Genomic DNA, 17,708 nt, shown 5'->3' on the forward strand with positions numbered 1-17,708 from the left:
CTAACCAAAGCTCTGCTTCCACCGATCTCGGCGGAAACGGAGCTTTTTTTCGTTTATCCGACTATTTTGGAAGAATTCAAAAAAATAAGGGGGTTTTTATAACATATTAGAAAGGGAAGGCCGATAAAAAGCATAACGAGGAGAAAGGAGCGAGGCTTTGGAGATTGATTTGAAGATGTCGTTTCCGATCACTGACAATCGTAAAATAGTTAAGGGGGACATATTTTGAAAGCAAAATTTAAGTCATTCATCAGCCTGCTGCTCGCTGCAGCGCTTGTCATAACGCTGATTCCGGGAGGAATGGCACGGGCGGCCGACGTAACGACGAGCTTTTTCAGCCCGGACGATTCAATGCTGCGCAGCACGGTCCTTTTCAAACTCGATAGCGGTACCAAGCCGAAGCGCGATAACGTGCCGGTCGTAACGAGCGGTAACTATTCGGTTAACGGCAGTTATTTCAAAGTAGCCGGTTCTACCCTTTCTGCTGAAGTTCGGCAGTTAAACGAGAATCCGACAACCGGGAATTGGACGCAGGACAGCTCGAAAGTGACGCCGGGCGTCATCAACGAAGACACGACAAGCCCCGATAATCGCTTCAAAGCAAGCCTTACGCTCTATCCAGGTATGAATATGATTACGTTCTCCGGTCAACAAGGCAGCATGACTCGTTCGGAAGTGTTTTACGTCTTGTTCGATCAAGTTGCCTATATCGAAAGCCTGCAGATCCTTGGAGGCTCCAGCCCGATAAACTTGAATGAAGGTACACAGGTTGTCGTGCCGCTTGAACGCATCACGATGCGAGGCAAGGTTCAGAACTCTACCAGTGTTACAGTCTCCCTGAACGGAGCAGAAGATCGATCGACTTCGCTATTGGCGGACGGTTCGTTCTTCTCGCCGGAGCTGAAGCTGCTGCCGGGACTGAACAAACTCAAATTCAAAATCAAAAACGGCTCGGATAGCATCGTTATCGATCATGAACTTTATTACTATGATGAGACCAATCCGTTCACGTCGCTCGGTTTGAAAGACACCGACACCGATATGGATCTGCTGAACGACAAGCCGACCTGGACAGCGACGACAACGCCTACACTTACCGGTCAGGTTCTGATTCCGGATAACGGAAAAGAATTCAAAGTAGATGGCAAGATCATCGTCGATCCCAATGAGACAGGCAGTGGTCAAGAGGCCACAGTGATTTCGGAAAAGGTGATTCAAGGAACAAGCGGCGTCGTACCGACTTACCGCGTAGTAACCTTCGAACTGCCGAACATGGCTTTCAAACAAACCAACGGCGTACCCGATTCGCCTACGCAAAACCATGAACTTCGCCTGACGTACGGAACGACCGTAAACCGCGGCAAAACGTTCAGCTTTACGTACCAACCGGGCCAAACCGTAATCACTGGCTTGTATTATCTGCAAGGGTATCAGTCCGCTTCGGACCGTGGAGCCAAGAAAGCTCTTAACGGAGCCGAAGTCAATGGCAGCAGCTTCGAGATTGAGGTCGATACGTCCAGTGTTCCGACCACGGCGTTGGAAGCCAAATACTTGCCGACTGGAGTAGCCGCAATCAATTTGGAACTGATTGAGACCCTTTCAAACACCAAATTCGTATATCGGGTTACCAATTTCCAGAACGGTACGCAAAATGTTCGTTTCCAATATAAAGATGCTTCGGCGTACAAAGACGTCAAAATTTCGTTCGTATCGAAAAACTACATTTACGTCTCCAACCTGCAGGACGGGCAGACGTATACGATGAATTCGAGTGAGTCCAAAACGATCATCGTCAAAGGCGAGTATATCGGTTTTGATTTGAATAACAGTTTCTTCGGAGCGGAAGTATTCGTGAACGGCGTTACGCCGGCATCGGGTTCGGGCTTCAAATCGACCGTGGTTAGCGGCAAAGGTAAATTCTCTCTTTCTCTTGGCGTTTCCGCGGCAACCGGACCTCTGGTCTTCGGCGAGAACCGGATTGTATTTACGGGCACGGGCAAAGACGAAAAAGGAATCGGCCGCGAGATTCGGAAAGAACTCCGAATCTATGTGGTTGATGAGAACGTGTCCACCGTATCGAACTTCATTCCGGCATCCAGTAACAACCGTATCGAGCTGCCTACAGGCCAGTTCTCCGCGGAAGACCCAAATATAGCTAAAATGTTCAACCTGACGACAGACTTCATCTACAACGATAACAAGTATACGACGAGCCTCAAACAGCATGATCTTGTGGCGCGGGGCAGCGGCGCTGCTCAGTTGGTTATCAGCCAGGGAACTAAGCAGGTCTTTACTCTTCCTATCCCAAGTGACAGTAACAGCGCGCAGGGAACCGGGAACTTTGTCTACGACGGCAAAACGTACGTGTACGAGTTTGCGGGAAGCCAAAAAGATTTCGTTCTGCGCGTACGTGATCTGCTGTCCGAAAATCCGGGAAGTTACTTCTATACCCTGGATCTGATCAACGATACGGGAGCGAAAACGAGCCAAAAGATCGAAATCGTACGTGAAGTCAGCGCGTATCGCCTGTTGGCACCTCAGCCTAGCGTAGACGACAAATACGTCGTAACACGCAACTACATCCACTTCGATATTGAAGCGGAAGGGGCGACTTCCGTAAAGTTCGGCAAAGAAGAAGCACTCAAACGTCCTGACCTGGGCAAAGACCGTTTCACTTACGATTACGTGGGATTGAAGCAGGATAAGTCCACGACGATCAAATTCACGATCGAGCAAACGGGCGGCAAAATCAACGGCCAAGTCGACGTGTACTATACGGGCACTGTAGCGGTCGATGCCGCTTATATGGCACCGAAAGTCGCAGCCAAGTACAGTGTATTCAACAAATCGCTGGATCTCAGCTTACCGAAAGGGACCGTACTGGAATCCACCACACTGAACGGAATTACCAAGTATTATCCGGATACGAAGCTGATGTTCGGTATTGCCGATCCAACAGATGGCGTCGTAGAACGTCGCAACGACTACGGCAACCTGATCGGCTTCCCGGGGATCGGCCTGACAACAGCGGAAACAAACCTGAAGACATGGAGCATTCCGGACGAATACCTGCTGCGCTTCAACTCTCAAGAAAGCGTTCGGAATTTCACCCCGGTATCGAACGTCTACTGGATCAGCGGCGGATTAGGCGAAAGAGGCAACCAAGGTCAATCGGATTACATTCCTCCAACGAATGGCCTGGCTCCATATTCGGTATCTGGTTTGTTCGGAGATCCGGCGATGTCTTCGGAGCGGATCGTTACGCCTTCGCAGCGCGGTGAACTGACACTTGCTTATAATAAAAACGTTGTTGAAGACGCCGGTACGACGATCTCGGTCTTTCATTACGGAGCGGATAGACAATGGAAAAATATCGGCGGCGACGTCGATGCCAAGAAACATACCGTCACCGTACCATTTGACGACTTCGGTTATTACAAAGTCGTCAAGCTCAGCCGCAGCTACACGGACGTGACTAACCATGGTTGGGCACGGAACATTCTGAACGGCATGTATTCCAAAGGCTTGATGAACAACCTGAGATTCGATCAATTCGGTACAGATGACCAGACGACGCGCGGCGAGTTCGCAACGCTGCTCGTCAAAGGACTGCAGCTGCCGCTTAACTCGGGCGGCAAACAAACCTTTGTCGATCTGGTTCCGGGCGCTCAATCCTCGACTTGGGATTACTCGCATATCGAAACGGCAGCTCGCGCAGGGATTGTCAGCGGCTTGACTGACGGAGTGTTTGCTCCGGATCAACCGATTAACCGCGAGCAGGCTGCGGTCATGATCACCCGTGCGCTCAAGCTCAAGACCGATGCCAACGGCGATAAGCTCAAAGCTAAAGCGGCCAAAGCCTTCCTGGATTCGACCAAAGCAGATAGCTACTCGCTGCCGTCAATCATGGCCGTAAACAGTGCCAAGATCATGTCGGGCGCAGCGGTAACTGTCCCAGGACAGAAGCAAGCCAGCTTCAATTTCAACCCGAAAGCCAATCTGACTCGTGCGGAAGCTGCGAAAATCGCGGTAGCACTGCTCCAGAAGAGTACCAGCATCTTCCCGAAAAACTTCAGCTAAGCCTGCTCTTACGGCGCTGAAGACTCGAAAAACCCGAATCCGGCTGTAGGCCGGGTTCGGGTTTTTTTGTCGGTTTTGGGAGGTCTTCCAATAAGATTTTGTGTTTTGAGTCGTTTTGCGTTAAAATAGCGAATAACAATACTTACTGTGAAGGTGGATAACGTTACGATGAAACCGATTAAGTCAAAAGCACAGATCGATTACTTAAAAGCCAAAACGAAATTCGAAGAGCGCTCCAAAATACTGGAAGCTCGAGTAGCCGAAGAACAGAAGACGGCAGAAGTGGAACAGGAACTCATGGAGAAACTGGTGATCGAGACCGGCTTCCACAATGCGTTCAACGACCTGTCCGAAGCCGAGAGCGAATTGATCTCCTGGTCGCACGCGACCATCAAGCACGATAAGACATACAAAGACAACAAGAGACCGATCGACGAAATGTACGAGAAGCTGGATGTCGATCCGCAGATGCGTGCAAGAATCATCCAGCTGGCGCTTCGCATTCGTTAAGACCAGCGTCTTTTCGAATCCGATTCTTTCTATAATAGTAGAAGAATACGCACAGGGATAAAAAGCGTCGAATTACGGCGCTTTTTTTGTTTATAAAAAAGTCTGCCGGTTTAAATAAATGAGTGGACATCCTTGACGCACATAAGGTTTTGAGTGTTTTTTAAAAAAAGCAAAAAAGTTTTTAAAATGTCGCAACTTTATTGTAACCTCATACGTCTAAATCAATGAGTGTCAAAACAAGGCGGTGAAAACCCCTGATTTTCCAAACTTTGGCCGTAAAACCGTAAAGTTGTGTGCGTTTGTGCGAAATTGGACTTTACTAGGGTTAGCGACCAATGTATAATACGGGAAGCGGGATTGGGTATCCTTTGTTTTGTGCTTACTTATCCGACATCATGGTTTCTATGTTTCTGTGATACCCGTCACAGACCTGATTTATACTTAACATGCTCAACTCTGGAAAGGGGGTGCAATCAGCTAATGAGTATCATGAGCGAATGCGAACCAACTACAGACAAAAAAAACACAGTTACACTCCAAGGAGGAGAACACAAAGGTATGAAGAAAATTGTATCCCTGGCCCTTTCTACGGCTATGGCTCTCTCGATGTTTGCTTCGGTCAGCTCCGCAGCAACAATGACTACGCAAGAAAAGTATGACGCACTGGTAACTCAAGGAATCTTCGCTGGTTACCCTAACGGCCAAGCTTACCTGGACAAAGACATGACTCGTGCGGAATTCGCAAAAGTTGTAGCTCTGCTCACTAACCTTGACACTACAGCTACTGGTACTAACACTTACCAGGACAAAAACTATGCGAACGCTTGGTACAAATCTTACGTGGAAGCCGTTACTAAAGCCGGCTACATGAAAGGTACAACAACTGGAGCTAAAAAACTGTTCAACCCGAACGGTAAAGTAACAGTTCAAGAAATGGCAGCTACACTGGTACGCGCAGCTAAGCTGGAAATTCCTACTACAGGAATCAACAACACAGCATCGGCTTGGGCTAAAGGTGAAGTACAAGCAGCAATCAACGCTGGCCTCGTAAGCGGAACAGCTAACTTCTCGGCAGCTGCAACTCGCGGTCTGCTGGTTGACACAGCTTACGCTTACCAAACTGCAGTAGTTAAACCGGCTGTAACTTCGTACGAAGTAACAGACAACGGCGCAACTGTAGTGTTCACACTGGTTAACGGAGAAAAAGTAACAGTTAAACCTGCTACTGCTCTGAAAGCTAACGTAGCAACAACAGTAACATTCACTTACGCTGGTAAAGAGTACAGCGAAAGCGTAACTTGGAAAGTTACGACAGCTACTAAAGCAGAATCGGCAGCAGCTACTAACCTTAAAGAAGTTGACGTTACTTTTAACGGCGAAGTTAACGCTTCTACTGCAGAAGACAAGAGCAAATACGTGATTACGTCCCTGGCTACTGATGCAGTTGATTCTGCTGAACTTCTGGAAGGTGGAAATGTTGTTCGTCTGACATTGAAAGACGCTCTTACTTTCACTAACCAAGAAGACTACACTGTACGTGTAACGGGCGTAACAGCTGGTACAGCAACACTGCCAACTGCTAACCTGACATTCCGTCCACTGGACAATGTACTGCCTACAGTAACTGCTGTAACAGGTCTGGGAACAAAAGCAGTTAAAGTGACCTTCTCTGAGCCAATTCGTACAGCTAACGCTAACAACTTCCGTCTTAACGACACTGCTTTCGTGGGTTCGGTAGAACTGAGCGAAAACCACCGTGAAGCTGTACTGCGTCCTTACACTGCATTCCCTGTAGGAACGCACACGCTGACTTCTTCGCTGGTTGAAGACTACGCTGGTCTGAAATCGTTGAGCGCAAACAACGAATTCACAGTAGCTACTGACACAACTCCTCCAACAGTATCGGAAATTTCCGCTACTCTGGAAAGAGCAGTTGTAACGTTTAGCGAAGAAATCGACCCTAACACGGTTGCAACTTCTGACTTCTACTGGTTGAACGGTACTACGAAGAATTACCCTTCGGAAGTTAATCGTCTTGCTGGTAACAAATACGAGTTGCTCTTCACAGGTACAAGCGTGTTGCCTGCATACACAACTAACCTCTTCGTAGATACGGTTAGCGATTACACAGGTAATGCTAATACTGTGAAACAATTCGCAGTAACTGCAGTGGTTGACCAAACTCGCCCAGTAGTTACAGATATCACTTACAACACAACTGGTGCTAATGCTGGACAAATTACAGTTCGTTTCGATCGCAATGTAAACTTTACAACTACGAACTTTACATTGACAGATTCTGACGGCAAAGTTGTTGCAGTTCTGAGCGCGGCTGGAACTGGTACAAGAACTGCAGTCCTGAGCATTCCTAACAACCAATTGGAAAGCGGAACTTACTCGTTGGCTATTGCTGGAGTTAAAGACAGAACGGTTCTGGAAAACGCTATTGAGCCAGTAACTAGACCATTCACTGTCGGTGATACAGCTAATCCTAGCGTTGTTGGAGCAGCTGTAGTAAATGTTGCTAACAGAACAGTTACATTGTCGTTCGACGAAGCTATGGATCCTGCTAAACTTCAAGATACGAATAACTACGTGATCGATTATAACGGTCAAATGCGTCTCCCAACTAACGCTCAGATCCGTGTAGCTAACAACTATAAGAGCGTAGTAATTACTCTGCCAAGCACAATTAACAATGTTGCTACTGATATGGGTGCATTGGATTCGGTTACTCCTTTAGGCGTGACAGATCTCGCTAACAATCCACTTAATAACCCAGGTACAGCTATCCTTACATCGGCAGCTCAAGCAGACATTTTGACTGCGGAACTTACTGATGTCAACAAAATCGTAGTAACTTTCGATCAGTCGATTGAATCTGCGCGTGCGACAGACTTTGTGGTTACTGGCGCTACTGTTCAAAACGCAACAGTTAGCGGAGATAAAGTAACTCTGACTACTTCCGCAAACGTGGGTACAAGCTCTGTTGGTTTGGATGTTAAAGTTGCAGCAAACAATAGAATTACAACTGTAGCTGGTAATGGCGTAGACACTACAGTGACTCCTACTACAGCTCTTGTAGCAGATAAAGTTGCTCCGGAAGTAAACGTAGCTAATAATGCTACACTGACTTTCCAAAACAACGTAATCTTGCTTCCATTCAGCGAGAACTTAGATCCAGCTAACGAAGGCGCTTGGGCTGGGGATCTGATCGTTACTAACCGCATTACAGGTAATGTTGTTCCTTCGACAGGCTACACTACAACTTGGGATGCTGCGTCTAAGTCCATCAGAATTGCTCTGACAGGAGCTCCAGCTGCTCAATATAGCGTAAAAGTACGTGCTGGTAATACTACCATCACTGATGCTTCGGCTGCTAAGAACAAAGCTGCTGAATCTAGCCTGTACACTACTGGTACTCAAGGCAACGTAGCAGCTCCGACTGTTACAATCGCGCCTCTGGCAGCTAGAACTAACCAAACTAGTGTTACTGTAACGGGTACAGCTCCTACAGGTTCGCAAGTTGTAGTTTCTGCTACTACAGGTACTCCTGCAACAACGGCAGATACTAAAACTGTAACAGCTGCTAACGGCACTTATTCGGTAACGTTGACTGGTTTGAATGCAACAGCTCCAGGCACAGCGTACACTATTACTGCTACAGCTACTAACGTTGGTGGTACTGATACAGAAACTACTACTGTGACAGTAGATCAGTTCGCTCCAACAGTAACAACCACTCTTCCAGTAGCTGGCTTCGAGTATGAAGCTAACGTAACAGACGATCTGGTATTCAGCGAAGATCTGAATGCTTCGAGCAAAGCTAACGTTAAATCGGTCGTTGATGCTGCTTTGGATCCAAACGGTACAGCAGCTGTCAGCACTACTTGGGTTGACGATAGCACGCTCAGAATCACTGTAACTGGTATTACAGTGGTAGATCCAGCTAACAACGTAACAGTTGGAACTATTGCTCCAATTGCAGTAACTGATACACTTGGTAATACAACTGCAGCTCCAGTTGCTTTGCAATAATAATTTTTCGAAAAAGAGAGCCATTATGGCTCTCTTTTTTTATTTGACAGTCTCATTTTAATTCAGTAGGATTGAAGACGAGGATGGAACACCCCAACCTTCCCCTTTACCGGGCAAGGTTCGTTTTTTGTATACGGGAATTTTTTGCAACAATTCAAGGAGGTACACGCTTATGTCGCTTCAAGGACGGCGTTTGTTTACATCTGAATCCGTAACGGAAGGTCATCCGGACAAGATCTGCGATCAGATCTCCGATGCGGTATTGGATGCCTTTTTAACTAATGATCCGAATGCTCGGGTCGCCTGCGAAGTTGCGGTGGCTACGGGACTGGTGCTGGTAATCGGCGAAGTCAGCACGAAGTCGGAATATATCGATATTCAGTCTATTGTTCGTCAGACGATCAAGGATATCGGCTATACTCGTGCCAAGTACGGATTCGATTACAATACATGCGCGGTGCTGACGGCTCTTAACGAGCAGTCGGCCGATATCGCTCAGGGCGTTAACTCTGCTCTGGAGACGCGCGATACCGAGCAGATGAAGCTTGAGACGGCGAACATCGGAGCCGGTGACCAGGGGCTCATGTTTGGCTTTGCAACGAATGAGACGCCGGAACTAATGCCCCTGCCAATCGCGCTGTCGCACCGTATTGCCCGCCGTCTGGCGGAAGTACGCAAAGACGGCACGCTTGAATATCTACGCCCGGACGGCAAAACGCAGGTTACGGTCGAGTACGACGGCGATACGCCGGTGCGTGTCGATACGGTCGTCGTGTCGACGCAGCATGCCGAAGAAATCACGCTGGAGCAAATCCAACGTGATATCAAGGAACAGGTCATCTTGTCCGTCGTTCCGGCTGAACTGCTGGACGACGAGACCAAGTATTTCATCAACCCGACTGGCCGCTTCGTGATCGGCGGTCCGCAGGGCGATGCCGGTCTGACCGGACGCAAGATTATCGTGGACACGTATGGCGGCTATGCGCGTCATGGCGGCGGCGCATTCTCGGGCAAAGACCCGACGAAGGTCGACCGTTCGGCCGCTTACGCGGCGCGTTATGTCGCGAAGAACCTCGTAGCAGCCGGATTGGCCGCCAAATGCGAGATTCAATTGGCGTACGCGATCGGCGTAGCCAACCCGGTCTCGATCAGCGTCGACACGTACGGAACCGGCAAAGTCAGCGAAGAAACGCTGGTGAAGCTCGTGCGCGACAACTTCGACCTGCGCCCGACCGGCATTATCCGCATGCTGGATCTGCGCCGTCCGATCTACAAACAGACGGCGGCTTACGGTCATTTCGGTCGTACCGATCTGGATCTGCCGTGGGAACGTACTGACAAAGCCGAAGAGCTTAAAGCTCAAGCCGGCGATTAATTATACGATTTCACCAAATGAGAACCCTCTTGATATTAGGGGGTTCTTTTTGCGTTTCCCCCAACCATTCCCTAACATTCTGGCTTGCTCCTGCCGACAAATAATAAAGAATGTGTTTTGACGGGCATGGATAGAAGGAGTCAAGAAGGGAAGGAACTTACGATGAAAAACAAAATCGCCGCAGGACTGGTATGCGTACTGGCGGCCAATTTGCTTGCAGCCGGACCGATCCCAATCACGGGCAGTTATTCCGTGGCGCAGGCTGCCGGGGAAGTCGTAGCTTTGCAGGCTGCTTTTGCTCCAACGATCACGACAACAGGCGTATCGCAGCGTCCTGCGCTGTCGATCGTGTTCAAGAGCCCGGTGCAGCTCGGCGATACGCCGACCGGTAAATTTTTCACAATGAATAAGAAAACCGATGGTATCGATGCTCCCTTGTTCACGATTCGCGGAGATAAACTGCGGATATCGGCGGACGGCCTGAGGGTCGACCTGCCGTTGGAAGCTGCGGTATGGGCAGATGCTTCTACCGCGCTAGAAGCCGATACGGACTATTACGTCGAAGCTTCGGCAGGCATCTTGAAGACCAAGCCTGCCACGGCTCAGGAAGTGGCTGTGCCTTGGGCCGGCATTCCGTCGACGGCCAAGACGACATGGACGTTCCATACGGCGGCGGACGCGGACGACAAGACGGCTCCCAAGCTGCGGGCGCAGCTGCCGAAAAATGGAACGATAGCGGTTCCGGTCAAGTCGGAGCTTGTGTTGGACTTCGATGAAGACGTGGAGTTTAATGAAGCGGAGATCGAGAACCTGCGAATCGCCAAGCTCGACGGAACTAATGGCACAGCCGGACCGCCGATCCTATTGACTGCTGATCAAGTGAAAGGAAGTAATACGGCTCGAATCGTGATCAGCGGCTTGAATTTGGATAATTCCACGGAATACCAAGTTAGCTATACCGCTGCCGTCTTTGCGGATACGGCGAACAATCCGGCAGCCGCGCTTGCGGCAGGAAGCTGGAAGTTCCGCACCGTGGCCAAAGACGATAAGCCGCCTGTTGTTACTGGGTTTTCTCCGCGTCCGGGGGTTGTAGTAGGAGCTTCTCTAAACGATCCGCTTGCGCTAACGTTCTCGGAGCCGATTCTGCCTGCGGCGGACAGCGAGAAGCAATCGGTTAAGATCTATCGGCTGGATACCAATCAATTGATTGAGACGGTAGACGCTTCTTCGTTGACCGTGGATACGGATAATCCGCGGATCATACTGGTTCCTCATGCCGCGCTGGTCAGTGGATTCTCTTATTATGTGACGGTCGACGCGGGAGCGCTCATCGATCTGGACGGCCGCCCTTATGCCGGAACGTCCAAGGCGAGCGATTGGACATTCACGACAGCCAGCACGGGCAGCGCACTGACGTTAACAGCGCTTAGCCCTGCCAATGGCGCGGTCGGCGCTGCCAAATCGAGTAATCTGCAGCTGTCGTTCAATCGGCCGATCTATCCGTCTTCGATCAGCGGCGCCTCTCTGACCGTAACGCGAAGCGGCGGAGCGGTGCACGAGACGCTGCCGCTCAGCTCGGGACAGCTGTCGGGATTCGGCACATCGACGTTGAAGGTGACGCTGACCAAGCCGGTTGAAGCGGGATATGTCTACTCCGTCGCATTGATGAACGGCTCGCTTCAAGATGCGGAAGGCAATGCATTCCCAAGTGCCGAGCGTCCGTTGAACTGGTCGTTCTCGACCATTACGGACGGTCAGTCGATCGCCATGACTTCGCTCTCGCCGGCTGACCGGAGCATCGACGTTCCGCTGGACGCGCCGATCCGTATTGCGTTCAACCGGAAAGTGGCGCTCGGCAGCGGAAACATTACGTTAAACAAAGGAAATGGAACCAAGGTAGCGGCGCAGGTATCGGTGAATCCGTCGAACACCGCTGAAGTTCTGATCGTACCTGCTTCGGTGATGGACGCGGGAACTTCTTATTATGTCGATCTGCCTGCCGGATCGGTGACCGACGCCGTAAGCACCGGGATTCAATATGCCGGGCTTAACGGTCAGGAGCGGTGGAGCTTCCGCACGGCAGCTGCCGACACTACGCTGCCGACAATCCAGAGCGCGGCCATGAACAGCAGCAATCAGATCCGTTTGACGTACAATAAGCAGTTGGACAGCGTCAGCTACCCGCTGCTGAGCAGCTATTCGGTAACCGTCAACGGGGAGAAGCGCAGCGTGAACGATATGTACGTTAGAGGCGAGAGCGTATATCTGACTCTGGACACGGGAGCAGCCGTCGGCCAAGACGTGAAGATCTCTTATGTGCCGGATGTGCGTCCGCTGCGCGACCTAAAGGGTAACAAAGCCGCGGCTTTGAACAGCTATGCCGTGACCAACAAGATTGAAACGGCGCTGCCGAAACCGGTGGAAGGGACCGCGTATTCCCGAAGCATAAACTTGACGTTCGCCAGCCCATTGGGGTCGATCGATAATCGGGCCTACGAACAGTTCCGAGCCACGGCGGACGGGGGGACTCTGGGCATCGAAGGAATCACCTATACCGGCAAGTCGATCACTTTGTATACGACATCCACCATTCCGGACGGTTCGATCGTCAGCGTCAGTTACTCGCCGGGCGCTTATCCGATCAAGGATTCGTCGGGGCAGAACCTGTCGGCTTTCCAATCGTTCAACGTTCGCAATCTGCTGGACCGTCGTCCGCCCGAATTCGTCTCGGCGGAACTGTCAGGCAAAGAATTGATTCTGAACTATAACGAAGCACTCGCTACGGACCAGCTGCCGACGAATAGTCAATTTTCCGTGCTGGCCAGTGGACTGCCGGTCTACGTGACCGCAGTGGCGGTAGACGGCCCCAAAGTCCGGTTGACGCTGGCTTCTTCCTTGATTGCCGCCAGCGGTATCAGTGTTTCGTATGTGCCGGGCGTACTAAAACTGACCGACCTGAATCTGAATGCGGCTGGTTACTTGAACCTGCAGCCGGTCGGAGCCGCATCGGGAAGCAGCGGCATCCGTTCCGCGACTGTGAACGGCACGGCGCTGCAGCTTACGTTCACCGGAGCGCTGATGGCTTCGGCCGTTCCGCAAGTCGAGCAGTTCAACGTGTTCGCCGATGAAGCGTATGCGGGAATCTCGAATGTCTCGATTACCGGAAGCACGGTCAGCCTCAATCTGAGCAGTCCGGTAAAAGCCGGTCAAAAAGTACAGATATCGTACACGCCAAGCAAGGAACCGCTCAAAAACGCAGGCAATACCCCTGTTCCAGCTTTTAGCCGCCTGGCCGTAGACAACTTGACAGGAACCGCTGCAGGAAGCGGAGCGGCCGGAGGCCAATCTCTGCCCGTCATGAGCGGATCGGAGTTTGGAAGCAGCATGTCGATCCTGGGCATGGGAGCGGCCACATCGACCATCTCCAACACCAAATACAATCAGGATACGCATACGTATACGCTGCAGCCGGCCGCACTTCAATCGGCGCTGGAAACTTCGCTGACCAACGGCACCCGCTCGGTCGTGTTCGATACGCCTGCGACCGACAACTCGGGCGTAGTCAATATCCCGCTGCCGATTTTGGCGGAAATGGCCCGAAAGTCGAACAATCTCTCCGTAGCGGTTCGGTATAAAAACACGCTGCTTGAGCTGCCGCTCAAAAGTGTGCAGTCGCTGATGAGCGCTTCACCGACCAGCGCTTACGTGCAGGTGGCCATTGAACCGGTACCGGCGGCAGCGTCGATCGCGCTGCGTTCCACGCTGATGGAGAGCAGTGCCGAAGCGCTGACCGATCCAGTCGATATTCGCCTTACACCGCTGACTTCCGGCATGTCGGACAGCGCGAATGCGCCGGCCGTAACCGGCAATTATTACTTCAAGCTGCCCGTTTCTTCGCCTAAGGAGAAGACTTCGGTCGTCTATGAAGACAGCGATTCTTCGCGTCCGTTCTTCGTACCGAGCTACCTGGATGCTTCGAAGACAGGAACGATCATAAACGGAACGACCGTCGGCAGCCGGGTATTAACACCCGTGACCACGACCTACGCATACGCCGACATGAATTCGCATTGGGCAAAAGACACGGTGAACGAATTGGCCTCCAAATTTATTTTGGAAACCAAAAACGGAAGTGCCTTCTCACCGAACGCGACCATTAACCGAGGGGCGTTTGCCGAGTATATCGCGCGAGGAATGGGGCTGCCGTACGATGCGGTCGCGGCTAATCAGTTCAAAGACGCCAATTACAGCCGCTACCTCGGCGGCGCGATCGGCGCGGCGGTGAAAGCCGGCATCATCAACGGCAACACCGACGGTACGTTCCGCGCGAACGATCCGATCACACGCGAACAGATGGCCGCCATGATGGTCCGCGCGTTGCATTATGCCGGAATCGATCCGACGCTGAATAACGGAACGGCAGACGTGCTGGGCAAATTCAAAGACAACAAAGCCATCACCTTTACGACGGAATCGGCCAAAGCGGTCCGAGCCGGAGTCATCAAAGGCGGCTCCGACGGGAAGTTTAATCCGAAAGGAAACGCGACTCAAGCCGAAGCGGCTACTATGCTGCAAAGAGTGCTTCAAGAAGCAGGCTATTTGAACTAACTATTCATCTGGTCACAAAAACTGTTTTATCTATGGCGTGTACGCATAGGTTTTTTAAGACCCTCAATAAAAGCGATCGATTCCTTAAAATTTTAAGGAATCGATCGCTTTTCTCTTTTTATTTTATCGAAGTAAGGTAAAATAAGGTGTTGTATCATAGATAAAGGATCGAGGGACCGGGTTCAGGCCGATGAGCTTGCCGGTTTTTATAGATCTATAGGAACTTTTGTCCGCCGTTACAGTCTATTATCTATAGTGGCGTATAAGATTGGCTGCAGGCCTACACGTATACATACGCGAACGAATCTGTACAGATAGGGAGCGAAACCGAACCTCATGAACAAGCAGGGCAGCAACACGTTGAAAGCAGGCAGAAAATGGATGATCGCGGTACTGGCCGGAGCACTGGTCGTACAGCCTCTGGCCGTACCGGGTTGGGGAGCGCTTACGGGTGCGCAGACGGTATCTGCGGCAGCAGCCGTGTCGATCGACAAGATGTCGGAAGAAATTTTGACATCGGGCGCGAAGCTGTTGACCTATAAATATTCCGTGCCCCGTTCGGGGAAAACGGCAGCAGGATTGGCGGACGTGATCCAGGTGGATCTGCAGAACCCTTACGTCAAGTTGGATGTGATGACAGGCCGGGGCGGCAAGTTTACGACCTTGCAGACCGTCAGCGGGATGGCCAAAGAAACGGATGCCGTTGCCGGCGTGAATGGAGACTACTTCAATACGGCTGCGGAAGGCGCTCCGATGGGAGCCCAAGTGTCGAACGGGGTGCTGATGTCCAGCCCTTCCGAGCTCAAAGGCATGTATGCGTTCGGCGTAACGAAAGACCGCAAGCCGGTGATCGATCAGTACGATTTCTCGGGCACGGTTACGTCCGGTACGGATCAGCCGTTCGAACTTTCCGGTATCAACCTGGTCTCCTATACCCTTGAAGCGGACAAGAGTCTCAGTCATGTGAATGCGATGTACATCTATACGGATGCGTGGGGCAACGAGCAGCGTCCCAAGAACAGTTCGACTACGCCTTCCGAAGCGCTGGTAGAGAACGGTATCGTCACCAAAGTCTCGCTCGGCAAAGCGCTGGCGGGGACCGTACCCAAAGGCGCGTACATTTTGCGGGCACACGGAACGGCGGCGGCTTATTTAAAAGAAAACCTGACCGTCGGAGCGAAAGTGCAAACCGACTACAGCCTCGTATCCAAAACGACAGGTCAAAAACTGGATCCGACTTCGCTCGAAGTCATGATCGGCGGCCATACGATACTGGTGGATAACGGCCAGCCTTCTTCGTTCTCCCGAAATGTCGATTCGATCGGCGGTTACCGGGCCCGGACCGCGCTTGGCTATTCGCAGAGCGGCCGTTATGCCTACATCGTTACGGTGCAGGACAACGCGGCAAGCAGCGGCATGTCTCTCGGAGAGCTGCAGTCGCTGATGACCAATATAGGCGTCTGGAAAGGCATCAACCTGGACGGCGGCGGCTCGACGACCATGGTCACGCGCCCGCTTGGCGAAGAACAGGCGCAGCTGACCTTTACGACCGAGTATGGCGGAGAAGTCCAGCGCAGCGTAGTCAACGGGTTGGGTGTGTATACGACGGCTCCGGAAGGCAAGCTCAAAGGCTTCGCGGTCAGCGGCAAGAAACAGCTTCTGATCGGAGAGACGGTGAGCTACAGCGTCAAAGGCTACGATACGTACTACAATCCGATTGCCGCTGCCAATATCAATCCGTCCTGGAAGTCGAACAATGCGAACGTAGTCGTCAGCGGCGGTACCGTGACAGCGAAAAAGCCCGGAACAGCTACGCTTACGGCATCGAGCAGCGGAGTCGCTTCCACGCTTCAAGTCGAAGTGTTGGGTGCCGACTCGTTGACGGGCCTTAATCTTGGAGCCGTATCCGCGCCGCTCAAAGCCGGTACGGTAGTGCCTCTTTCGGCAGCGGCCATGCTGAAGAACGGCAGTACGGTCAGCATTGACCCTGCGGCGCTCAAATGGGAATTCGTCGGATTCAAAGGCAGTATCAAAGACGGGGCACTGACTGTGACTTCGGTCGACAGCGGCGCGAAGACCGGCTATGCGATCGCAAGTTACGAAGGGTTCGAGACGATGCTTACGCTTGCCGACGTCGAAGAGACCGATTGGGAAAACTTCGAAACGGCCAAGTCCGGCTTTACCTTCACGGGCAGTCCTTCGTCTGTGACCGGCAGCGCGCAGATCAAAGCGGGAAGCGGTACCCACTCGAACTCGAAGGTTCTTCGAATCGATTACGACATGACGGCGGGAACCGGCAGCAAATACGCATACGCCAATCTGAACGGATCTTCGGGACAGACGCTTACTTCGGGCGCAAGTTCGATGAGTCTGGATCTGCTCGGAGACAACAGCTACAACTGGCTTCGTGCCGAGATCGTGGATGCCGGCGGCAAGACGGTTTACGTCGATCTGGCGAAGACCCTTAACTTTACGGGTTGGAAAAGGCTGACCGTCAATTTGAACCAATACGGAAATATTGCGTATCCGGCTAAGGTCAAACGCATTTATGTGGTAAACTTGGCAGAAGGGCAGGATGAACGTTCGTCCAGCGGCTTTGTGGAGATCGATAATATCAAGACCACGTCTCCGGCCGCATCCGGCTCGTTTGGACTTCCGACCGGTATCCGTGCCCAAATGACCGTAGGTTCGAAGACGCTGCTGACGAACGCGGCATCCAGCACGATGGATGCGGCTCCGGTTATTCGCGGAGGCGTCACGTATCTGCCGGTCAAATACATTACCGATGCGTTTGGCGGAACCTCGGGCTGGAATGCCAAGACGGGTACCATCCGTATTCTGCGCGGCGACAAACTGCTTGTATTAAACTTGAATAAAAAGGACTATATTCTAAATGGAAAGCTTAAAACAGCCGACGCGGCAACGATAAGTGTATCAAATAGGACTTTAGTCCCGGTTAGACTGGTTTCAGAGCAGCTTGGATTGTCCGTAAAATGGGAACAAGAAACGAAGACTGTGACTATCGAGTCATGATACGATAGGTTCTGAACGATCACCGGATCTGAACGTGAATCCAATACATGGTGAACGCCGGAGA

The 17,708-nt window shown here is 51.5% G+C and carries 6 protein-coding genes; all 6 read left to right on the plus strand.

Annotated features, from left to right (window positions below):
• The first annotated feature begins 225 nt into the window (after positions 1-225).
• Complete coding sequence (locus HRQ60_RS13580; protein ID WP_172196371.1) at positions 226-4,080, plus strand: S-layer homology domain-containing protein; 3,855 nt, start codon at positions 226-228, stop codon at positions 4,078-4,080.
• Between the two features lie 168 nt (positions 4,081-4,248).
• Positions 4,249-4,590: a hypothetical protein gene (locus HRQ60_RS13585; protein ID WP_172196372.1), complete on the plus strand. Its 342-nt coding sequence runs from the start codon at positions 4,249-4,251 to the stop codon at positions 4,588-4,590.
• Between the two features lie 558 nt (positions 4,591-5,148).
• The gene (locus tag HRQ60_RS13590; protein ID WP_172196373.1) at positions 5,149-8,628 is read left to right on the plus strand and encodes an S-layer homology domain-containing protein; all 3,480 of its coding nucleotides are present in this window, start codon (positions 5,149-5,151) and stop codon (positions 8,626-8,628) included.
• A 172-nt stretch (positions 8,629-8,800) separates the two neighbouring features.
• Positions 8,801-10,003, plus strand: coding sequence for a methionine adenosyltransferase (gene metK / locus HRQ60_RS13595; RefSeq protein ID WP_172196374.1), 1,203 nt, complete (start codon positions 8,801-8,803; stop codon positions 10,001-10,003).
• Between the two features lie 162 nt (positions 10,004-10,165).
• Entirely contained in the window at positions 10,166-14,611 is a 4,446-nt protein-coding gene (locus HRQ60_RS13600; protein ID WP_172196375.1) for an Ig-like domain-containing protein, read from the plus strand.
• A gap of 336 nt (positions 14,612-14,947) precedes the next feature.
• Complete coding sequence (locus HRQ60_RS13605; RefSeq protein WP_172196376.1) at positions 14,948-17,644, plus strand: stalk domain-containing protein; 2,697 nt, start codon at positions 14,948-14,950, stop codon at positions 17,642-17,644.
• Positions 17,645-17,708 lie beyond the last annotated feature (64 nt).

Origin of the sequence: Saccharibacillus qingshengii (assembly GCF_013185195.1) — a bacterium.
GTDB classification, from domain to species: Bacteria; Bacillota; Bacilli; order Paenibacillales; family Paenibacillaceae; genus Saccharibacillus; species Saccharibacillus qingshengii.

Excerpts from the sequence above, each read along its gene's own strand:
- HRQ60_RS13600 (WP_172196375.1), top strand. The coding sequence starts at position 10,166 with ATGAAAAACAAAATCGCCGCAGGACTGGTATGCGTACTGGCGGCCAAT.
- metK (WP_172196374.1), top strand. The coding sequence starts at position 8,801 with ATGTCGCTTCAAGGACGGCGTTTGTTTACATCTGAATCCGTAACGGAA.
- HRQ60_RS13605 (WP_172196376.1), top strand. The coding sequence starts at position 14,948 with ATGAACAAGCAGGGCAGCAACACGTTGAAAGCAGGCAGAAAATGGATG.
- HRQ60_RS13585 (WP_172196372.1), top strand. The coding sequence starts at position 4,249 with ATGAAACCGATTAAGTCAAAAGCACAGATCGATTACTTAAAAGCCAAA.
- HRQ60_RS13590 (WP_172196373.1), top strand. The coding sequence starts at position 5,149 with ATGAAGAAAATTGTATCCCTGGCCCTTTCTACGGCTATGGCTCTCTCG.